Source organism: Variovorax sp. (assembly GCF_965279555.1).
In the GTDB taxonomy this organism is placed as follows: Bacteria; Pseudomonadota; Gammaproteobacteria; order Burkholderiales; family Burkholderiaceae_C; genus Variovorax.
In genome coordinates, this window is sequence record NZ_OZ257247.1 from 2,364,911 (window position 1) to 2,383,059 (window position 18,149).

Sequence of the window (18,149 nt, forward strand, 5' to 3'; positions counted from 1 at the left end):
TGCCTTCAGTCACGGTTTCATGGTGCGCCATCTGCGTCCCCGGCCATTCGCACATGCCACCAGCGCGGCAGCAGTTCGCGGATCTCGGCGCGCGCGAAGCGGTCGTCCAGCAGATGCAGCACGCCCCTGTCTTCCTCGGTGCGGATCACGCGGCCGGCGGCCTGCACCACCTTCTGCAGGCCCGGGTAGAGGTAGGTGTACTCGTAGCCCTTGCCGAAGCGCGTCTGCATGCGCTCGCGGGTGATCTCGTTGAGCTCGTTGTATTGCGGCAGCCCCAAGCTGGCCACGAAGGCGCCGATGAGCCGGCTGCCCGGCAGGTCGATGCCCTCGCCGAAAGCGCCGCCCAGCACCGCGAAGCCGATGCCCTGCCCGCCTTCCTCGAAACGCGCGATGAAGCCGTGGCGCTCGGCCTCGCGCATGCCGCGCGTCTGCGTCCACACCGGCACGCCGGGGTGCCGCATCGAGAAGGCGGCGCAGGCTTTCTCGAGATAGTCGAAGCTGCTGAAGAACGCGAGGTAGTTGCCCGGCAGGCGCTCGAACTGCGCGCCGATGATGTCCGCCACGTTGCGCAGCGAGCCCGCGCGGTCGCGAAAGCGCGTCGACACATCCACGGCCACTTCCACACGCAGCTGCGCGCTGTGGAACGGCGAGGCCACGTCGAGCAGCGCGGTGTCTTCGGGCAGGCCGAGTGCGTCGCGGTAGAACTCGAAAGGCGACAGGGTGCCCGAGAAACAGGTGACCGACGCCGCCTCCACGAAGCGCCCTTGCAGGAACGGCGCCGGCACCAGGTTGCGAATTGCCAGCCGGCGCGCCTGCTGCGTGGCGCCCAGCGTGCGCTCGAACACCGAATGGTCGCCGAAGGCCTCGGCCAGCCGCGCGAAATGCAGCGCGTCGAAGAAAAAGCGCTGCAGCGGCCCTTGCGAGGCATCGGGCGTGGCCGCGAAGTGCTCGGCCATGGCGGTGTTGGCCGCCTGCAGGGTGCGAAGAAAGCGCTCGGGGATCTCGTCGCCGGTTTCGTAGTCGGCCTGCTGCGACTGCTGCACGGTGTCCCACTCGCGGAACACGCGGGCCAGCGGACCGCGCAGCGCTGCGGGGGCCATGCGATGGGCTTCCTCCAGCGCGCCGCCGTCGAGCTCGGCGGTGTACATGCCGCGCGCGCGTTCGAGCAGGTTGTGGGCCTCGTCCACCAGCACGGCGGCGCGCCAGTCGGCCTCGCGCATGGTGGCGTAGAGAAAGGCGCTGCTGTCGAAGTAGTAGTTGTAGTCGCCGACGATGGCGTCGGCCCAGTGCGCCATTTCCTGTGCGAGGAAATAGGGGCAGACCTCGTGCGCAAGGCCGATGTCGCGCAGCGCCTGCCGGTCGAGCCACGCCACCTGCGCGGCCTGCTCGCGCGCGGCGGGCAGCCGGTCGTAGAAGCCCTTGGCGAGCGGGCATGCATCGCCGTGGCAGGCGCGATCGGGGTATTCGCAGACTTTTTCGCGGGCCGCGAGTTCGAGCACGCGAAGCCGGCCCTGGCCGCGTCCCTTGTCGAGCACCCGCAGCGCGTCGAGCGCCACAGGCCGGCCCGAGGTCTTGGCCGTGAGGAAGAACAGCTTGTCGATCTTGCGGCCGGCACGCGCCTTCAACAGCGGGAAGATGGTGGCCAGCGTCTTGCCGATACCGGTGGGCGCCTGCGCCATGAGGCAGCGGCCGCCCGCGCCCGCGCGATAAACGGCCTCGGCCAGCTCGCGCTGGCCGGCGCGAAAGCTGCCGTACGGAAACGCGAGCGCGGCCAGCGTGCCGTCCAGCGCGGCGCGATGCGCGGCTTCGCTTTCGGCCCAGGCGGCATAACGGCCGCACAGCAGTTCGAAGTGCTCGCGCAGGGCCTCGCGGGTGTGGTGCTCTTCGAGCACGGTCTCGTCACCGGTGGCAAGGTCGAGGTAGACCAGCGCGACCGTCATCTCGTCGAGGCCGTCCCGCTCGCAGAGCATCCAGCCGTAGGTGCGGGCCTGCGCCCAATGCAGCGCGCGGTGGTTGCCGCGAATGGCGTCGAAGTCGCCGCGGAAGGTCTTGATCTCTTCCACCCTTGCCTTGTGGAATTCATAGCCGTCGGCACGGCCGCGCACATGCACTCCGCCGCAGGTGGCTTCCAGACCGACCTCGCATTCATAGTCGCCGCCGCGCCGGTGCTGCACCAGCGCGTGGCCGGCCATGCCTTCGAGCGCGCTGGGCGCGGGCACGAAGCGAAGGTCGAGGTCGCCCGCCTTCGCGCCGAAGGCGCACAGGGCCTTGACGGAAACGGTGTGAGCAACCGGATGGAGGGGTTCGGAGTCCATTGCGAAACAACTGGATGGATATACAGATGTTATCGCCGACCGGGCCCAAGGACCAATCCTGGTGGCTGCTACGATGCCGCACCGGGGAAAACAGCCTCCCGGCCTGCAAAGCAAGACGGTGTCCCGTCCAAGCGCTGGAGACCCACAACCGAGCATTCCGTGGACACTGCCTTGCCCGACGCCCCCCCCGCGTCTTCCGCGCCTCCGCAGCCCGTCACTTTTGCCGAAGCCTTGCGCTTCTGGCTCAAGCTCGGCTTCATCAGCTTCGGCGGTCCCGCCGGCCAGATCGCGATCATGCACACCGAGCTGGTCGAGCGCCGCCGCTGGATCAGCGAGAAGCGCTTTCTGCATGCGCTGAACTTCTGCATGCTGCTGCCCGGCCCCGAGGCACAGCAGTTGGCCACCTATATCGGCTGGCTGATGCACAAGACCCGCGGCGGCATCGTCGCCGGGGCGCTGTTCGTGTTGCCTTCGCTGTTCATCCTGATCGCGCTGTCATGGATCTACCTCCGCTTCGGCAACGTGCCCGCGGTGGCCGGCGTTTTCTACGGCATCAAGCCGGCGATCACTGCGCTGGTCTTGCATGCGGCCCATCGCATCGGCAGCCGGGCATTGAGAAACGGGTGGATGTGGGGCATTGCAGCCGCAGCCTTCCTGGCGATCTTCGTGCTCGGCACGCCGTTTCCAGCCATCGTGCTGGCGGCCGGCCTGATCGGGTACTTCGGTGCGAAACGGGCGCCCGGCGTTTTCGCGCTGGGCGCCAGCCACGGCGCGGCCCGGCAGAGCTACGGACCCGCGCTGATCGACGACGACACGCCCACGCCGCCGCACGCACGCTTCTCGCGCTCGCGGCTGGTCAAGGTCCTGGGCATCGGCCTGGGCCTGTGGCTCGCGGCCATGGGCATTCTTGTTGCCTTCCAGGGCCTGGACGCGACCCTCGCGCAGATGGGCTGGTTCTTCACCAAGGCCGCATTGCTGACCTTCGGCGGCGCCTATGCCGTGCTGCCCTACGTCTACCAAGGGGCAGTCGAGCAGCATCACTGGCTGACGGGCGCGCAGATGATCGACGGGCTGGCGCTCGGGGAAACCACGCCGGGCCCGCTGATCATGGTCGTGGCTTTCGTCGGCTTCGTCGGCGGCTGGCTGCACCGGGTGCTGGGGCCTGATTCGCTCTTCCTGGCGGGTGCGCTGGCCGCCACCGTGGTGACCTTCTTCACCTTCCTGCCGTCATTCGTCTTCATTCTGGCCGGCGGCCCCGCCATCGAAGCAACGCACGGCAAGCTGGGGTTTACCGCGCCGCTGTCCGCCATCACGGCGGCGGTGGTGGGCGTGATCCTGAATCTGGCGTTCTTCTTCGCCTATCACGTGCTGTGGCCGCAGGGCTTCGGCGGCCACTTCGACGCCATGTCAGCGGCAATAGCCGTGGCTGCAGCCATTGCCTTGTTCCGCTTCAAGGTCGGGGTGCTGCCGCTGCTGGGTGCCTGCGCGATGCTGGGACTGGTGCTTTCCCTGCTGATCCCTGGCTAGCTAGTCAGTGCGCGTGCCGATGGTGGGCGTCCGGCACATGCGCATGGGCATGCCGCAGCGGCTCGTGCACATGGGGATGGCTGTGGGCGCCCGACGGCATGACCTCATGGGTGTGATCGTGGTGCCCGTCGTCATGGCGGTGCGCGTGTTCATGCGCGAGGCGCTCGTGCGCATGCTCGTGGCCATGGGACTCCATCAGGTGCAGCACCACGCCGAGCATCATCAGCACGCCGCCCGCCGCCATCACCCAGGTACCGCTTCGGTCGCCGAGCGCGATGGCAAAGGCCGCGCCGATGAACGGCGCAAAGGCGAAGACCGAGCCGGTGCGCGCAGCGCCGAAGGCTCTCTGCGCAAGCAGGTAGAAGCGAAGGCTGAGCCCGTACCCGGTCGCGCCGACGGCGAACAGGATCACCGCCGAAGCCGGCGCAGGTGCCGGCTCCTGCAGCAACCGGCCCAGCAAAGTAGCCGCCACCGCGCCGATGGCCGCCTTTCCCAGCACGACCTGCCCCGGGTCGCGTTCGGCCAGCGCGCGCGAAAGCGTGTTGTCGATGCCCCAGGCAGCAGTCGCCACCAGCACCGCCAGCACTCCCCAGAGTTGCGCGCCGCCGCTTCTGCCCTGGTCCAGAACCAGGGCGACGCCGCCGGCGAACAGAAGCAGCATGGCAGCCCATACGCGCCTGTCCATGGTCTCCTGGTAGAGCAAGCGCGCCAGCAGCGCCGTGAACAGCGCCTCCAGCGTCAACATCAGCGAAGCGCTGGTGCCGCCTGTGTGCTGCAGTCCCCAGGCGAGGGCGACCGGGCCGATCAACGCGCCGAACATGGCCATCAGCAGGAGCCGGGGCAGATCGGCGCGCACCATGCGCGCTTCGCGCTCCACCCGCTGGCGGGTCGCGAAGCCGACAGCCGCCGCACCAGCATAAAGAAGCGCCGCGGTCGTGAACGCCCCCATGCCCTGCCCGAAATGCTGGACGAGCGGCGTGCTGAGGCCGAAAAGAGCGGCAGCGAGCAATGCGAGCAGCCCGCCCTTCACGGCGGGGAGGGAAAGATGGCTGGCGGTCATGGTCGTCTATCTGGTGGCGAAGCGGATTGTCATGGCTGCGCTTCCTCTGCGAAATCGCAGGGGATAGCCTTGACGAGGCTTTCTCCGACAGGGAAAGCGTCGTTTTTCGGCAAAACTTGACAAGTTTTGCTTACAAATGCGACCGATGAACTCTCACTCCGCGATAGACCCCGAAGACTTCGACCGTCTGCTGAGCCGCAACCTCAAGCTCCCCCTGATCGGCGGCATCTTCGGCGCCATGGTGTTCGTCGGGCTGATCCTGTTCCTGCTCAACACCATCGGCTGGGTCGAGCACACCGACCGCGTGACCCGTGCCGCCAGCGAGCTGCAGCGCCAGAGCATCGACATGGAAACCGGCATGCGCGGCTTCCTCATCACCGGTGACGAGGCTTTCCTGGAGCCCTATCAGAGTGCCCTGCCCCGCATGAAGTCCGACACGGCCGCATTGCGCGAACTGGTGTCGGACAACCGCCAGCAGGTCGAGCGCCTCGACCGCATCGCGGCCACGCAGGCAACGTGGAACGAATTCGCGCGCAGCCTGATCGCCGCGCGCCGCGCCGGAGAGGACGCCCAGGCCCAGGTGCGGCTGGGCCGCGGCAAGCGGCTGACCGACGACATGCGCGCCGAGTTCAACGCCTTCATCGACACCGAACAGACGCTGCGCTTCCAGCGCAACAACAATGCCAACAGCACCGCGTGGTGGGTGATCTGCCTGTTCCTGCTGTTCACGCTGACGCTGACCGGGCTGGTGGCCTATTTCGGCCGCCGGCAGCTGATGCGGCTGTCCGACAGCTACGACGTGGTGCTGAAGGAGCAGGCAGCCCACGCCGACCGACTGACGCACGAGGCCTGGCTGCGCGGCGCGCAGACCGAGCTGGTGGGCGAACTGGTGGGCGAGCTCAGCGCGCCGGACATGGGACGCAAGATCCTGGCCTTCTTCTCGCGCCACCTGGGCACATCGGTCGGCGCCATGTATGTGCGCGAACGGCACGGGCCGCTGCGCCGGGCCGCGAGCTATGGTTTCTCGAGCGCGGCCGAGGCCACGCCGCAAGTTTTCTCGCCGACCGAGAGCCTGGTCGGCCAGGCCGCGGCCGAGCGCCGCCGCATGGTGATCGAGCCTGTCGATGCCGACTACCTGAAGGTCAATTCGGGCCTGGGCGAGATGACGCCCAAGGCCGTGCTGCTTCTGCCGGTGGCCAGCGACGGCATGGTCAACGGCGTGATCGAACTCGGCCTGCCGGGCCCGCTGGACGAGCGCGGCAGCCAGCTGCTGGACGTGGTGGCCGACGACATCGGCAGCTCGCTGGCTGCGGCGCGCTACCGCGAGCAGTTGCAGGACGTGCTGGCCGAGACCCAGCAGCTCAACGAGGAACTGCAGGTGCAGCAGGAAGAACTGCGCACCGCCAACGAAGAACTCGAGGAGCAGTCGCGTGCGCTGCGTGCCTCCCAGGCCATGCTGGAGAACCAGCAGGCCGAGCTGGAGCAGACCAACAGCCAGCTGTCGGAGCGCACCGAGGCGCTCGACCAGCGCAACACCGCGCTGCGCCGCGTGCAGCGCGACCTGGAAGACCGCGCCGACGAACTGCAGCGCGCCAGCCGCTACAAGTCGGAGTTCCTGGCGAACATGTCGCACGAGCTGCGCACGCCGCTGAACAGCGCGCTCATCCTGGCCAAGCTGCTGGGCGACAACCCGCAGGGCAACCTTACCAAGGAGCAGGTGAAGTTCGCGGAGTCGATCTATTCGTCGGGCAACGACCTGCTGGTGCTGATCAACGACATCCTCGACATCTCGAAGGTCGAGGCCGGCAAGCTCGAAGTGGTGCCTGAAGACGTCTCCCTGCGCCGGCTCGCCGAGAGCCTGGAAACCACTTTCCGGCCGCTGGCGAAGCAGAAGAACCTGAGCTTCCGCCTCGAAATCAAGCCCGATGCGCCCGCCTCGCTCGTGACCGACCGCCAGCGCGTGGAGCAGATTCTGAAGAACCTGCTGTCGAACGCGCTCAAGTTCACCGACCGCGGCGAAGTGGCGCTGGTGGTGTCTGCCGCGGCGGACGGCGGCGCTACCTTTGCGGTGTCCGACTCGGGCATCGGCATCGACCCGCAGCAGCACGAGCTGATCTTCGAGGCCTTCCGCCAGGCCGACGGCACCACCAGCCGGCGCTACGGCGGCACGGGACTGGGCCTGTCGATCTCGCGCGACCTCACGCAGCTGCTGGGCGGCACGCTCGCAGTGCAGAGCCAGCCGGGCCAGGGCAGCACCTTCGTGCTGCAGCTTCCGGCCAAGGCGCCGCAGGCCTCGGGCAATGCATCGGCCGCGCCGTCGGCCGTCTACACGCCCAAGCCGGCGCACGCCCCGGTTGGCTTGGCACCGGCCGCGCCAGCCGTGCCGCTCCCGCCCCAGCCACCCTCCCCGGTGCCCGCGCCGCAGTTCGCGGACGACCGCTCGCTGCCGCGCGACCAGGTGCGCCGCGTGCTGGTGATCGAGGACGAGCCGCAGTTCGCGCACATCCTCTACGACCTGGCGCACGAACTCGGCTACCGCTGCCTGGTGGCGCACGGCGCGGCCGACGGCTTCGAGCTGGCCACGCAGTTCGTGCCCGACGCCATCCTGCTGGACATGCGCCTGCCCGACAGCACCGGCCTGGACCTGCTGCAACGCCTGAAGGACTCGCCGCACACCCGCCACATCCCGATCCACGTGGTTTCGGCCGCCGACAACGCGCAGGGCGCGGCGCTGCAGATGGGCGCCATCGGCTATGCGCTGAAGCCGACCACGCGCGACGAGCTGATGCGCGTGTTCGCGCGGCTGGAAGACAAGCTCACCCAGAAGGTCAAGGTGGTGCTGCTGGTGGAAGACGACGAGCTGCAGCGCGAGAGCGTGATGCGCCTGATCGAGGACGACGACATCGAGATCGTCGCCGTGGGCTCCGGCGAAGAGGCGCTGGAGCTGCTGCGCACCCGCGTCTTCGACTGCATGATCACCGACCTGCGGCTGCCCGACATGCAGGGCAGCGAGCTGCTCAAGGCGATGGCGGCCGAGGAAATCGTGTCGTTCCCGCCGGTCATCGTGTACACCGGGCGCAATCTCACGCGCGACGAGGAAACCGAGCTGCAGCGCTACTCGCGCTCGATCATCATCAAGGGCGCGCGCTCGCCCGAGCGCCTGCTGGACGAAGTGACGCTGTTCCTGCACAAGGTGGAAGCCGAACTGTCGAGCGAACGCCAGGGCATGCTCAAGACGGCGCGCGGGCGAGACCGCATCTTCGAGGGCCGAACCATCCTGCTGGTGGACGACGACGTGCGCAACATCTTCGCGCTGACCAGCGCGCTCGAGCAGCGCGGAGCGGCCGTGGAAATCGGCCGCAACGGCCGCGAGGCGTTGGAAAAACTCGACCAGGTGCGCGAGATCGACCTGGTGCTGATGGACGTGATGATGCCGGAGATGGACGGCCTGGAGGCCACGCGCCGCATGCGCGCCGACCCGCGCTTCGAGAAGATGCCGGTGATCGCCATCACCGCCAAGGCCATGAAGGACGACCGCGAGCAATGCCTGGCCGCGGGCGCCAACGACTACCTCGCCAAGCCCGTGGACCTGGAACGGTTGTTCTCGCTGCTGCGGGTGTGGATGCCGAAAATGGAGCGCCTGTGACCACCTCACACCCCACCTCTCCAACGCCGCCGGCCACGCCGCCGCTGCCGCCGCTGAGCGACACAGAAATCGAGCTGCGCCTGCTGATGGAGGCCATCTACCTCAAGTACAGCTACGACTTCCGCAACTACACCATGGCCTCGCAGAAGCGCCGCGTGCTGCATGCGCTCGAACAGCTCGGGTTGCCGAGCATCTCGGCGCTGCAGGACCGCGTGCTGCGCGACCCGCTGCTGTTCGGCCGGCTGCTGCAGTTCCTGACCATCCCGGTGAGCGAGATGTTCCGCGACCCGGCGTACTTCCTGGCGCTGCGCCAGCACGTGGTGCCGATCCTGCACACCTACCCCTCGGTCAAGGTCTGGGTGGCGGGCTGCAGCACCGGCGAGGAAGTGTTCTCGCTCGCCATCCTGCTGCGCGAGGAAGGCCTGCTCGAGCGCACGCAGATCTACGCCACCGACATCAACCCGGCCTCGCTGGAGAAGGCGCGCCAGGGCATCTTTCCGCTGGAGGCGATCCGCGGCTACACCACCAACTACCAGCGCGCGGGCGGACGCAGCGCGTTTTCCGACTACTACACAGCCGCCTACGAAGCCGCGCGCTTCGACCCCTCGCTGTGTGCCGACGTGATCTTTGCCGACCACAGCCTGGCCACCGACAGCGTGTTCGCGGAAACGCAGCTGGTGTCGTGCCGCAACGTGCTCATCTACTTCAACCGGCAGTTGCAGGACCGGGCGCTGGGGCTGTTCCACGAGTCGCTGTCGCACCGCGGCTTCCTGGGGCTGGGCTCGAAGGAGAGCATCGATTTCTCCGGCTATTCGGACCGCTTCGACACGCACGCGCGCGCGGAGCGCATCTACCGCAAGGCCACATGAAAAGGCGGATTCGCTCGACCAACAAGCGCGTGGAGGCCGTGGTGCTCGGCGCCTCCGCGGGCGGCATCGACGCGCTCAACACGCTGCTGCGCGACCTGCCCGCCACCTGGCACATTCCGTTGGCCGTGGTGCTGCACCTGCCAGAGGAACACGAGAGCCACCTGGCCGAGATCTTCGCGCAGCGGCTGCCCATTCCGGTGCGCGAGGCGGGCGACAAGATGCCGCTTGCAGCCGGCAGCCTGTACTTCGCGCCGCCGGGCTATCACCTGTCGATCGAGCGCGAGCGCACCTTCTCCCTGAGCTGCGAGCCGCCCGTGCTGTTCTCGCGGCCGTCGATCGACGTGCTCATGACCTCCGCGGCCGATGCCTACGGCCCCGCCCTCGCCGGTTTCCTGCTGACCGGCGCCAACTATGACGGTGCCGAGGGGCTGCACCGCATCCATCTGGCCGGCGGACTGACCGCCGTACAGGACCCGACCGAAGCTCAGATCCCGACCATGCCCCAAGCCGCCATCGCGCGCCACGCCCCCGACTACGTGCTCCCGTTGCGCGAACTGCGCGCCCTGCTTCTGCAACTGGAGTCGGCCCATGAACATTGACATCGAGAGCAAGCTGCTGATCGTCGATGACCTGCCGGAGAACCTGCTGGCGCTGGAGGCGCTCATCCGTGCGCCGGGGCGCGTGGTGTATCGCGCGGCCTCGGCCGAAGCGGCGCTGGCGCTGCTGCTGGAGCACGAGTTCGCGCTGGCCATCGTCGACGTGCAAATGCCGGGCATGAACGGCTTCGAGCTGGCCGAGCTGATGCGCGGCACCGAGCGCACGCGGCACATTCCCATCATCTTCGTGAGCGCCGCGGGGCGCGAGCTGAACTACGCTTTCCAGGGCTACGAAAGCGGCGCTGTCGACTTCCTGCACAAGCCGCTGGACCCGCACGCGGTGGTCAGCAAGGTCAACGTGTTCGTCGACCTGCACCGCCACCGCAAGGCGCTGCGCCACGAGATGGACCAGCTCGCGGCCGCCCACCACAAGCAGGAAGAACTGGTGCAGCAGTTGCAGCACACCCAGCGCGAGCTGGAGCGCGCGGTGCGCATGCGCGACGACTTCATGTCGATGGTGTCGCACGAGCTGCGCACGCCGCTCAACACCCTCTACCTCGAGGCGCAGCTGCGCCAGCTGCATCTGTCGAAGGGCAACCTCGCCAACTTCGCGCCCGACAGGCTGCCGTCGATGATCGAGCGCGACCAGCGGCAGATCCGCAACATGGTGCGTCTGATCGACGACATGCTCGACGTGACGCGCATGCGGCGCGACGCGCTGTCGATCCAGACCAAGCCGGTGGACCTGAGCGCGCTCTCCCGCGCGGTGGTCGAAAACCTGCGCCAGCAGGCCGAGGCCGCCGGCTCGGTCATCACGCTGCAGGCGCCGCCCGAGCTGCGCGGCGTGTGGGACGAATTCCGCATCGAACAGGTGCTCACCAACCTGCTGACCAACGCGCTGCGCTACGGCGGCGGCAAGCCGGTGGAGATGACGGTGAGTCTCGAAGGCGACACCGCCCGGGTGGCGGTGCGCGACCAGGGCATCGGCATCGCGCCGGAAGACCACGCGCGCATCTTCGAGCAGTTCGAGCGCACCGACGACAGCCGCCGGCATGCGGCGGGGCTGGGCCTGGGGCTGTACATCACGCGCAAGATCGTGTGCCTGCATGCGGGGCACATCGGCGTGGAGAGCGCCCCCGGCGAGGGCTCGACCTTCGTAGTCGAACTGCCGCTGCAGATTCCCGATTCCGGCAACACCGCCGCGCAACCAGCGTAGGCATGCTCCTACCCCCATGCGGGCGGGCGGCCGCGATACTGATTACTTCGAAAATCCGGAAAGAAACAAAGCTGTGAATGTGCTGATCGTCGACGACAACGAAGCCGCGGCCGACCTGTTGCAGGAACTGCTGACATTGCAGGACCACACGGCGCGCTGCACCTACACAGCCCGACAGGCGCTCGACGCGGCCGCAGCCGAGAGCTTCGATGCCGCGCTGATCGACCTCACGCTGCCCGACTTCCCGGGCACCGAAGTGGCCCGCCAGTTGCGCGCCAATGCGGCCTCTGGCGCACCGAAGCTGCTGGTGGCGATCTCGGGTTTCTCGGCCAATGACAGCGGCGGCCAATCGGCCAAGGGCCTGTTCGACCACCACCTGCAAAAGCCGATCGACATCGACAAGCTGGACCGGATCCTGGCGCAGCCGCCGGGCTGAACACGGCTCAGCGCCGTTTGCCGCGCCTCGTGTAGCTGCGCATGGCCTCGTAGCGATACAGCCGGAATCCGTCCCTCTGCATGAAGCTGACCGGCTCCCAGCCGCGGGCCAGCGCGCTGTCGGTGATCTGCGCCATCTGCACGCCCAGGTAGTCCTGCAGGCTGTCGGCCACGGCGAGTTCGAACTTCTCGAGTTCGCCATCGAGCGCGTGCACCGCGGCGATGGCGGTTTCGACGCTGGTGAAGGGGTGCACGGGCATCGACGTTGCATCGCCCGTGCGCGCACGCGGCGGGCTGGGAAGCTCTGGCGCGAAGCTGATGGTGGCCCCGCCTTCCATTCCGATGAGTCCGGTCATGCCATTAACCCGACGTCGCGCGGATAGGCGATGCCGCCAGGCGCCGTCAGGCCGAGGCTCTTGAGGTCTTCGGTTATTGCTGTTGCCACCTCGATCTGTTCAACCATGGTTCCTCGCTCCTTCGGCATTTCCGTGCCGTTGGAGCATTCAAGGCAAGCGTCATGCCTTGTGGAATTCGGGGGTGCGACAAAGGAGGTGCGTGGCGGCCGAATCCAAGAATGTGACTTTTTGTGACTTTTTCGTCACTTGCAGAAACAAAAATGGCATGCCAGAAGGCATGCCATGGGTTGGAGAAAGCCGTCAGTCGCGGTCTTCGTAATAGTCGCCGTTAGGCGGACGGTACGGATAGCCGGGGCCGTAGTAGACGCGGCCCGGAGGCGGCACGTAGACCGGGGCCGGACGGTAGTACACGGGCGGCGGGGGACGGTAATAGACCGGTGGCGGAGGTGCGTAGTAGATCGGGGCCGGATACGAATAGACCGGTGCGGGCGGGTAGTAAGGCGCCGCCGGATAAGCGTCGACATAGCCCGGCGTTCCGATCTGCACCGACCAGCTCGTGCGTGCGCTGGCGGAGCCCACGGCAAGCAGCGCAGCGGCCGCGATTGCGCCGATGGCGGCCCATTTGAAAACGGAAGAATGATTTTTGGTGTTCATTGCGGCTCCAGAGCCAGGAGGGACCGGGGCGGACAGCGCCCGGGTTCATACGCAACGCATCTTGCACGCACGCGGTGCACCCGGCGCGCGGACAGATGGTTGCCAAACGTCACCGCCGCGCGATTTCCCGGCGTGTCAGCATCACGTCGCCGCCCGTCGTATTGAAGGAGATGGTCGGGGCGCTGAAGTCGCTCAGTGGCGCACCGAGGCCGATTTCCCCGCTGCCGTGCAGCACGCATTCCTCGCGCCGCAGGGCAATTTCGGTGCTGGGGCCGCCATTGCCGTTGAAACGCACCCAGGTGCCGTACGTGCTGACGTCGATCAGCACGCAACTGCCCTGCCGCACCTCGATGCGCGCATGCAGCCGGGACACGCGCGGATCGTTCACCACGAACTGCGCGTCGTCGACGCGGCCGAGATGGATGGGCAACTGCTCGAGGCTGAACATGGAGCGCACGTCGAGCCAGGCCAGCTCGATCTGGCCGAACGATGAATCAGGCATGCGCGCAGGCGCGAGCGCCGCGGGCACGGTCAGGAAAGACGTCACTTCCTCCTGCCAGTCGATGCGGTGCACCACCGACATCTCGCTGCGCCCGCGAATGTTGATGAGCCCGAGGTCGCGGTGCTGCACGCCGCCATCGCGCAGCTGCGAGATCACGGCGTCGGTCACCCAGATCTGGCCGGGGCCGGCAAGGTCGCTGAGCCGCGACGCCAGGTTGACGGCGTCGCCATAGCAATCGCCCTCGACCTCCACCACATCGCCGCTGGCAACGCCGATCTGCAGCGCCATGCGCAACGGCGCGGGCCAGACCAGCAGGCGCTTCTGGTGATAGCGCTGCAATTCGATGACCGCGTGCGTGGCGGCCGAGCCGCTGGAGAAGATGGCAAACACGCCGTCTCCCAGCGACTTGACGACCCGCCCGCCATGGGCCTGGCAGACACCGCCGATCCATTGAGTAAGTCGTGTCACGGTTTCCGTGGCTCTTGCATTGCCCATGGCCTCGAAGACCCTGGTGCTCCCCGTCAAGTCCGCGAATACGACTGTGGAATTGACACCCATATTGTTGTGGTTCTCGATTGCGATCTTTAGTTAACTATGGTCCGCGCTCCTGGTGTTCCTCCGCAAGCAGTTTTCCTTGACACGCGCCTGGTCAAAGGAACGATCTGCACAACTTCGCTGTTGACGGAGTTGTATACGCGAGTAACAGAGAGACGGATTCACAAATTGATCACAACCCGATGTAGTACTTAAGAAAACAAAATTTAATCGCGGAATTAAATCGTAGGTAAAGCGTGTTGTTTGCAGACAAGAAACATTGTTCCGGATCTTGTGCAACCGTGAACTGAGGCTTAAGGTAGCGACCGTTCTGGCTTTCGGCAATACGCTTTTCGTCCCATGCTTTTCCGCCGCATTCTTCGTCTGCTGAACGTACCCGGTTTCGGGTCCCGCCAGGTGGCGGAGAACCAATTGGGGCGCATCCGTACCGCGATGCTGTCGATTCTCCAGGGCCACGGCGGACACTCCATACAGCGTGTCAGCCAGCGTGTTCGCTTTGCGGTCGACGTCGAGGCCCTCTGGTATCTGCGCCAGGACGTGATGATCGCGCTGAGCGCCATCGACGGCGAAACGGCCGCACGCCGCCAGATGAAAGCCATCAACAGCATGTTCAAGGGCGGCCTGCCCGGCTCGATGGCTCCCCGCACGCACCAGCGCTTCACGGACAACGGCTGAAGCCGCGCGGTGGCCTGCCCGGCCGGCCGCTTCAATGGGCGTGATGATGGTGGTCGTGCCCGTGATGGTCGTCGTCATGGCCGGACGCGTGCCGATGGCCCCAGACCAGAAAGACATCGCGCCCTTGCGCCGCCATCGAGACCTTGGCCCCCACGGGCAGCAACACCTTCGTGGGCACATGCCCGAACGGCAGGCCCGCCAGCACCGGCACCTTGAGCGACCCGCGCAGCCGGTCGATCACCGTGTTCATGCTGAAGCCGCGGTCGTAGCCCGGCACTTTGCGGGTGCCTGTGAATTGCCCGAACACGACGGCACGCTGTCGCGCCAGCACACCGGCGAGCTTCAGCTGGTCGAGCATGCGTTCGACGCGGTACGGATGCTCGTTGGTGTCCTCGATGAACAACACGCCCTTCTCCACCACCGGGAAGTACGGCGTGCCGAGCAGGCTGGTCAGCACGCAGAGGTTGCCGCCCCACAGCACCGCGTCTTGCACGGGCTTGAACTTCAGATCCACATCACGCGCCGGCATGCGCCAGCCGGTGCCCTCGCCCTGCCCGCACACCAGGTCGTCGAAGCAGGCTTCCATGATGTCGTCGGGCCCGCCTTCAGCGCCGAAGTCTTCACCGACTGCCGGGCCCGACCACGTGGTGGCGCCGGTCTTGGCGAACAACGCGTTCTGCAGCGCGGTGAAGTCGCTGCACCCTACGAATTCGGTGCCCTTCTCGATGGCCTTGGCCAGGGCCTTGTACGGAAGCGAATCGAGGATGCGGGTGAGGCCGTAGCCGCCGCGCGAGATGAGCGCCACGTCGGCACCGCTGGCCGCCGCGCGCGAGATCGCGGCGAGCCGCGTGACGTCATCGCCCGCGAAACGTTGATGCACCGAAAGCGCTGCCTCGTCGATTTCGACTTCATGGCCCAGCGCCTTGAGGCGCTTCACGCCGCGCCGGAACGCGGCCTTGTCGCGGATCGCGCTGGAGGGGGAGTAGATGTAGATGTGTTTGGTCACGAGGTCGAGTATCCCATTGCGTTTCGCACATGCTGCACGAAGGTGCGAGCCTGCGCGACAGTCGGCCCGGAGGAGGATGCGACCGGGCCGAGTGCGCGCAACGCGGCCTCGTAGCCCCGGTCCGGAAAAGGTGCGCGCCAAGCGTCCTTGATGCGCTCGTGGCCCTCGGGCGCGACAAGCGAGGCGGCAAAGCGCCCGGGCGCCGCGGCGTGCAGCAGCGACGCCAGGTCACTCGCCGCCGCGCTGTGCACCAGCACCAACGTCGAAACGTCCTGCACGCGCGCCAGCCATTCAAGCAGCACGTCGCGGTGCCATTCAAGCTGATGCGCCACCTCGCGCTTGGGCTTGTCGCTCTTGCCGAAGCCGATGAGGTCGGGCACCAGCGTGCGCAACCCGGGCTGGCCGACGAGATGCCTGAAGAAGTAGCCCCACTCGCCGGGGCCGTGCAGGCAAAGGCAGCAGGCGACATCGCCTTCGCCACCCTCGCCGCTTTCATCGACCCAATGCATGCGCCAGCCACGCTGGGCAGGCAGGTCCTGAACGCAATGCGGCGCAAAGGCGTAGTCGGGCAGCGCGGCGAAGCGGTCCGCCGGCGTGCGCAGTGCGTCGTCGCGCAACGGCTCTGCCTGCTCGCGCGCTGCACTTCGACGCTGCTGGAAGAAAGCCTGGAGCACGGCGGCGCATTCGTCGGCAAGCACCCCGCCGTTCACCTGCGTGCGATGGTTCAGGCGCGGCTGCGCAAAAAGGTCCAGCACCGAACCCGCCGCGCCGGTCTTGGGATCGGTCGCACCGAACACCACGCGTGCCAGCCGCGAATGCAGCATCGCGCCCGCGCACATCGCGCAGGGCTCCAACGTGACGAACAGCTCGCAGCCATCGAGCCGGTAGTTGCCAAGCGCAGCGGCACCGGCGCGCAGCGCGTTGATCTCCGCATGCGCGCTCGGGTCGTGCTGCGCGACCGGTGTGTTGCGGCCGGTCGCGATGAGCTGGCCATTGCGCACCAGCACCGCGCCCACAGGCACCTCGCCCGCTTCGGCGGCCAGTCGCGCCTCTGCCAGCGCGAGCGCCATCCAGCGCGCATCGTCCGTGGTTGATGGAAGCGAAGTCGATTCAGTTGTCATCCGGCATTTCGCGCGGCTTGCTCGCGGCTTCGAGCGCGTCCTTGACCTGCTGCTGCACGCGCTGCGACTGCTCGCGCACATTGCCCGCCGGCTCGCCGGCCGGGGCCGCGGCAACGCCGGGCACCGAAGGCACCACCGGAACGACGCTGCTGGTCATCTGCTTCTTCGCGACCAGCCCGACGATCAACAGCGCCAGCAACAGGCCGATCAATCCAAGTCCGCGCATGTCAGCGGCCCTCCGCTGCAGGAGCTGCCGAATTCAGGCCCAGGCGGTCCATCCAGGTGGCCAGGGCCTGTTCGTCCGGCGTGCCGGTGCTGTACATCGCGTGCATGGCGGCGTGCGATTCACGGCGATGCTGGTTCAGCTTGACCTTGCATTGAAGCGCCGTCACGCGCAGCTCGAAGCCGACGATGCCGGCGAGCATCTTGAGCTGGAACTCCTCGCCCAGGTCGCGCCATTGCTGCGCATAGGCCGGCTCGTGGTCGCCGATGAGCTTCTTGAGCAGCGCATCCTTGGCAGCAGGCTCTTCGATCAGCGTGGCCTCGACCGTGCAGTGCACGGTCAGGTAGTTCCAGGTGGGCACCCGCGCCAGGTCGGGATAGACCGAAGGCGACAGGTACGCATGCGGCCCGAGGAAGGTGGCTACCGCCGTGGGCCGTGCCTGCAGATAGCGCCAGTGCGGGTTGGGCTTGGCGCAATGGCCCAGCAGCACCAGTTCGTCGGTCCCTCGCGGCTCGGCCACCAGCGGCAGGTGCGTGACGAACGGCAGGCCGGCGTCGTCGTTGGAGATCAGGCTCGCGAACGGATGCGAGCGCATCAAGTCCAGCGCGATGGCCGGGTCCTTGGCATTGAACTGCGGAGGCAGGTACATGGGGCGGTTTCCTCGTGGCGAGGCCCGATTGTCCCCGAGCCGCCTATCTTGTGCGCGCGCTCTCCAGCAGCTTGACCATCGCGGTGTAGCCCCGCGCCTTTGCAAGCTGCAGCGGCGTGTTGCCCTGCCGGTCGGCCAGCGCAAGGTTGGCGCCGCCGTCGATCAGCGCAGCCAGCGTGCGCTGGTGGCGCGGACCGCCGTCGCCGAGCACGATCGATTCGATCACCGCCGTCCAGTGCAGGTTGTTGACATGGTCCAGCGGCGCACCGGCCGCGATCAGCCGGCGCACGACTTCGTCATGCCCCAGGTGCGCGGCGGCGATCAGCGCCGTGCCGTCGTAGCGGCTCGTGACCTGCCCGGCCTTGGCGCCGAGCGAAAGAAGCAGCGAAAGCGTGGCGCCGTCATCGGCCACCGCGGCGATGGTGACTGCGTCGTAGCGGTCGTCCTCGAGCAGATCGAGATTCGCGCCCGCCTTGGCCAGCAGCTTGATCGCCTCGCGCTGCCGCGCATGCGTGGCCACCTGCAGCGGCGTGCGCCCGCGTGTGTCGCGGGCATCGAGATTCGCGCCCGAAGCGATCAGCGCCTTGAGCTTCGGCAGGTCACCCTGCCAGGCGGCCTGGTGCAGCCCGTCGTACGCCAGCACCTCGGCCGCCAGCGGCGGCACCTGGGCGAGCGCGCCCAGCGGCACGCACAGCCCGAGCGCGACCGCCAGCACACCCGACCAGATACCGCGCGCCGCCATCA

Annotated in this window: 17 protein-coding genes; 7 read left to right on the forward strand and 10 right to left on the reverse strand. The window is 67.3% G+C overall.

What is annotated here, in order from left to right; genetic code table 11:
• Positions 1-17: 17 nt before the first annotated feature.
• Positions 18-2,315, reverse strand: coding sequence for a helicase C-terminal domain-containing protein (locus ACQY8B_RS11300; protein ID WP_422086798.1), 2,298 nt, complete (start codon positions 2,313-2,315; stop codon positions 18-20).
• 159 nt (positions 2,316-2,474) lie between these two features.
• Between ACQY8B_RS11300 and chrA the strand changes: the two genes are divergently transcribed.
• Positions 2,475-3,842, forward strand: coding sequence for a chromate efflux transporter (gene chrA / locus ACQY8B_RS11305; RefSeq protein WP_422086799.1), 1,368 nt, complete (start codon positions 2,475-2,477; stop codon positions 3,840-3,842).
• A gap of 4 nt (positions 3,843-3,846) precedes the next feature.
• Here chrA and ACQY8B_RS11310 read toward each other — a convergent pair whose 3' ends face one another.
• Positions 3,847-4,902 carry a DMT family transporter gene (locus tag ACQY8B_RS11310; RefSeq protein ID WP_422086800.1) on the reverse strand — a complete coding sequence of 352 codons (1,056 nt, stop codon included), beginning with the start codon at positions 4,900-4,902 and terminating at the stop codon, positions 3,847-3,849.
• Between the two features lie 145 nt (positions 4,903-5,047).
• Between ACQY8B_RS11310 and ACQY8B_RS11315 the strand changes: the two genes are divergently transcribed.
• From ACQY8B_RS11315 to ACQY8B_RS11335, 5 genes are all read left to right on the forward strand, one after another.
• Positions 5,048-8,548, forward strand: a complete 3,501-nt coding sequence (locus ACQY8B_RS11315; protein WP_422086801.1) for a response regulator — start codon at positions 5,048-5,050, stop codon at positions 8,546-8,548.
• Positions 8,549-8,634: 86 nt separating this feature from the next.
• Positions 8,635-9,417 (forward strand): CheR family methyltransferase, encoded by a 783-nt coding sequence (locus ACQY8B_RS11320; RefSeq protein WP_422089180.1) that lies wholly within the window; start codon positions 8,635-8,637, stop codon positions 9,415-9,417.
• Positions 9,414-10,016, forward strand: coding sequence for a chemotaxis protein CheB (locus ACQY8B_RS11325; RefSeq protein ID WP_422086802.1), 603 nt, complete (start codon positions 9,414-9,416; stop codon positions 10,014-10,016). Before ACQY8B_RS11320 ends, ACQY8B_RS11325 begins: the two co-directional genes overlap by 4 nt.
• On the forward strand, positions 10,006-11,229 hold the full coding sequence (locus ACQY8B_RS11330) for a hybrid sensor histidine kinase/response regulator (protein WP_422086803.1): 1,224 nt from the start codon (positions 10,006-10,008) through the stop codon (positions 11,227-11,229). The genes ACQY8B_RS11325 and ACQY8B_RS11330 overlap by 11 nt, the downstream gene beginning before the upstream one ends.
• Positions 11,230-11,302: 73 nt before the next feature.
• On the forward strand, positions 11,303-11,665 hold the full coding sequence (locus ACQY8B_RS11335) for a response regulator (protein WP_422086804.1): 363 nt from the start codon (positions 11,303-11,305) through the stop codon (positions 11,663-11,665).
• 7 nt (positions 11,666-11,672) lie between these two features.
• On the opposite strand, the gene ACQY8B_RS11340 is transcribed toward ACQY8B_RS11335, so the two are convergent.
• The 3 genes from ACQY8B_RS11340 to ACQY8B_RS11350 all read right to left on the reverse strand — a co-directional run bounded on the left by ACQY8B_RS11340 (position 11,673) and on the right by ACQY8B_RS11350 (position 13,734).
• Positions 11,673-12,020 (reverse strand): hypothetical protein, encoded by a 348-nt coding sequence (locus tag ACQY8B_RS11340; protein WP_422086805.1) that lies wholly within the window; start codon positions 12,018-12,020, stop codon positions 11,673-11,675.
• A 300-nt stretch (positions 12,021-12,320) separates the two neighbouring features.
• On the reverse strand, positions 12,321-12,674 hold the full coding sequence (locus tag ACQY8B_RS11345; RefSeq protein WP_422086806.1) for a hypothetical protein: 354 nt from the start codon (positions 12,672-12,674) through the stop codon (positions 12,321-12,323).
• Positions 12,675-12,783: 109 nt separating this feature from the next.
• Positions 12,784-13,734 carry an adenylate/guanylate cyclase domain-containing protein gene (locus tag ACQY8B_RS11350; RefSeq protein ID WP_422086807.1) on the reverse strand — a complete coding sequence of 317 codons (951 nt, stop codon included), beginning with the start codon at positions 13,732-13,734 and terminating at the stop codon, positions 12,784-12,786.
• 336 nt (positions 13,735-14,070) lie between these two features.
• On the opposite strand from ACQY8B_RS11350, the gene ACQY8B_RS11355 reads away from it, so the two are divergent.
• Positions 14,071-14,406: a hypothetical protein gene (locus ACQY8B_RS11355; protein ID WP_081270588.1), complete on the forward strand. Its 336-nt coding sequence runs from the start codon at positions 14,071-14,073 to the stop codon at positions 14,404-14,406.
• A gap of 31 nt (positions 14,407-14,437) precedes the next feature.
• Here the strand turns inward: ACQY8B_RS11355 and ACQY8B_RS11360 are convergent, their stop codons facing one another.
• The 5 genes from ACQY8B_RS11360 to ACQY8B_RS11380 are packed head-to-tail and all read right to left on the reverse strand — an operon-like array spanning position 14,438 to position 18,147.
• Complete coding sequence (locus tag ACQY8B_RS11360; protein ID WP_422086808.1) at positions 14,438-15,412, reverse strand: LD-carboxypeptidase; 975 nt, start codon at positions 15,410-15,412, stop codon at positions 14,438-14,440.
• Positions 15,409-16,533, reverse strand: coding sequence for a tRNA adenosine(34) deaminase TadA (tadA, locus tag ACQY8B_RS11365; RefSeq protein ID WP_422086809.1), 1,125 nt, complete (start codon positions 16,531-16,533; stop codon positions 15,409-15,411). Before tadA ends, ACQY8B_RS11360 begins: the two co-directional genes overlap by 4 nt.
• Positions 16,523-16,759 carry a hypothetical protein gene (locus ACQY8B_RS11370; RefSeq protein ID WP_422086810.1) on the reverse strand — a complete coding sequence of 79 codons (237 nt, stop codon included), beginning with the start codon at positions 16,757-16,759 and terminating at the stop codon, positions 16,523-16,525. The genes tadA and ACQY8B_RS11370 overlap by 11 nt, the downstream gene beginning before the upstream one ends.
• Position 16,760: 1 nt before the next feature.
• Positions 16,761-17,405, reverse strand: a complete 645-nt coding sequence (locus ACQY8B_RS11375) for an FMN-binding negative transcriptional regulator (protein WP_422086811.1) — start codon at positions 17,403-17,405, stop codon at positions 16,761-16,763.
• Positions 17,406-17,448: 43 nt separating this feature from the next.
• Entirely contained in the window at positions 17,449-18,147 is a 699-nt protein-coding gene (locus ACQY8B_RS11380) for an ankyrin repeat domain-containing protein (RefSeq protein WP_422089181.1), read from the reverse strand.
• Positions 18,148-18,149: the final 2 nt, after the last annotated feature.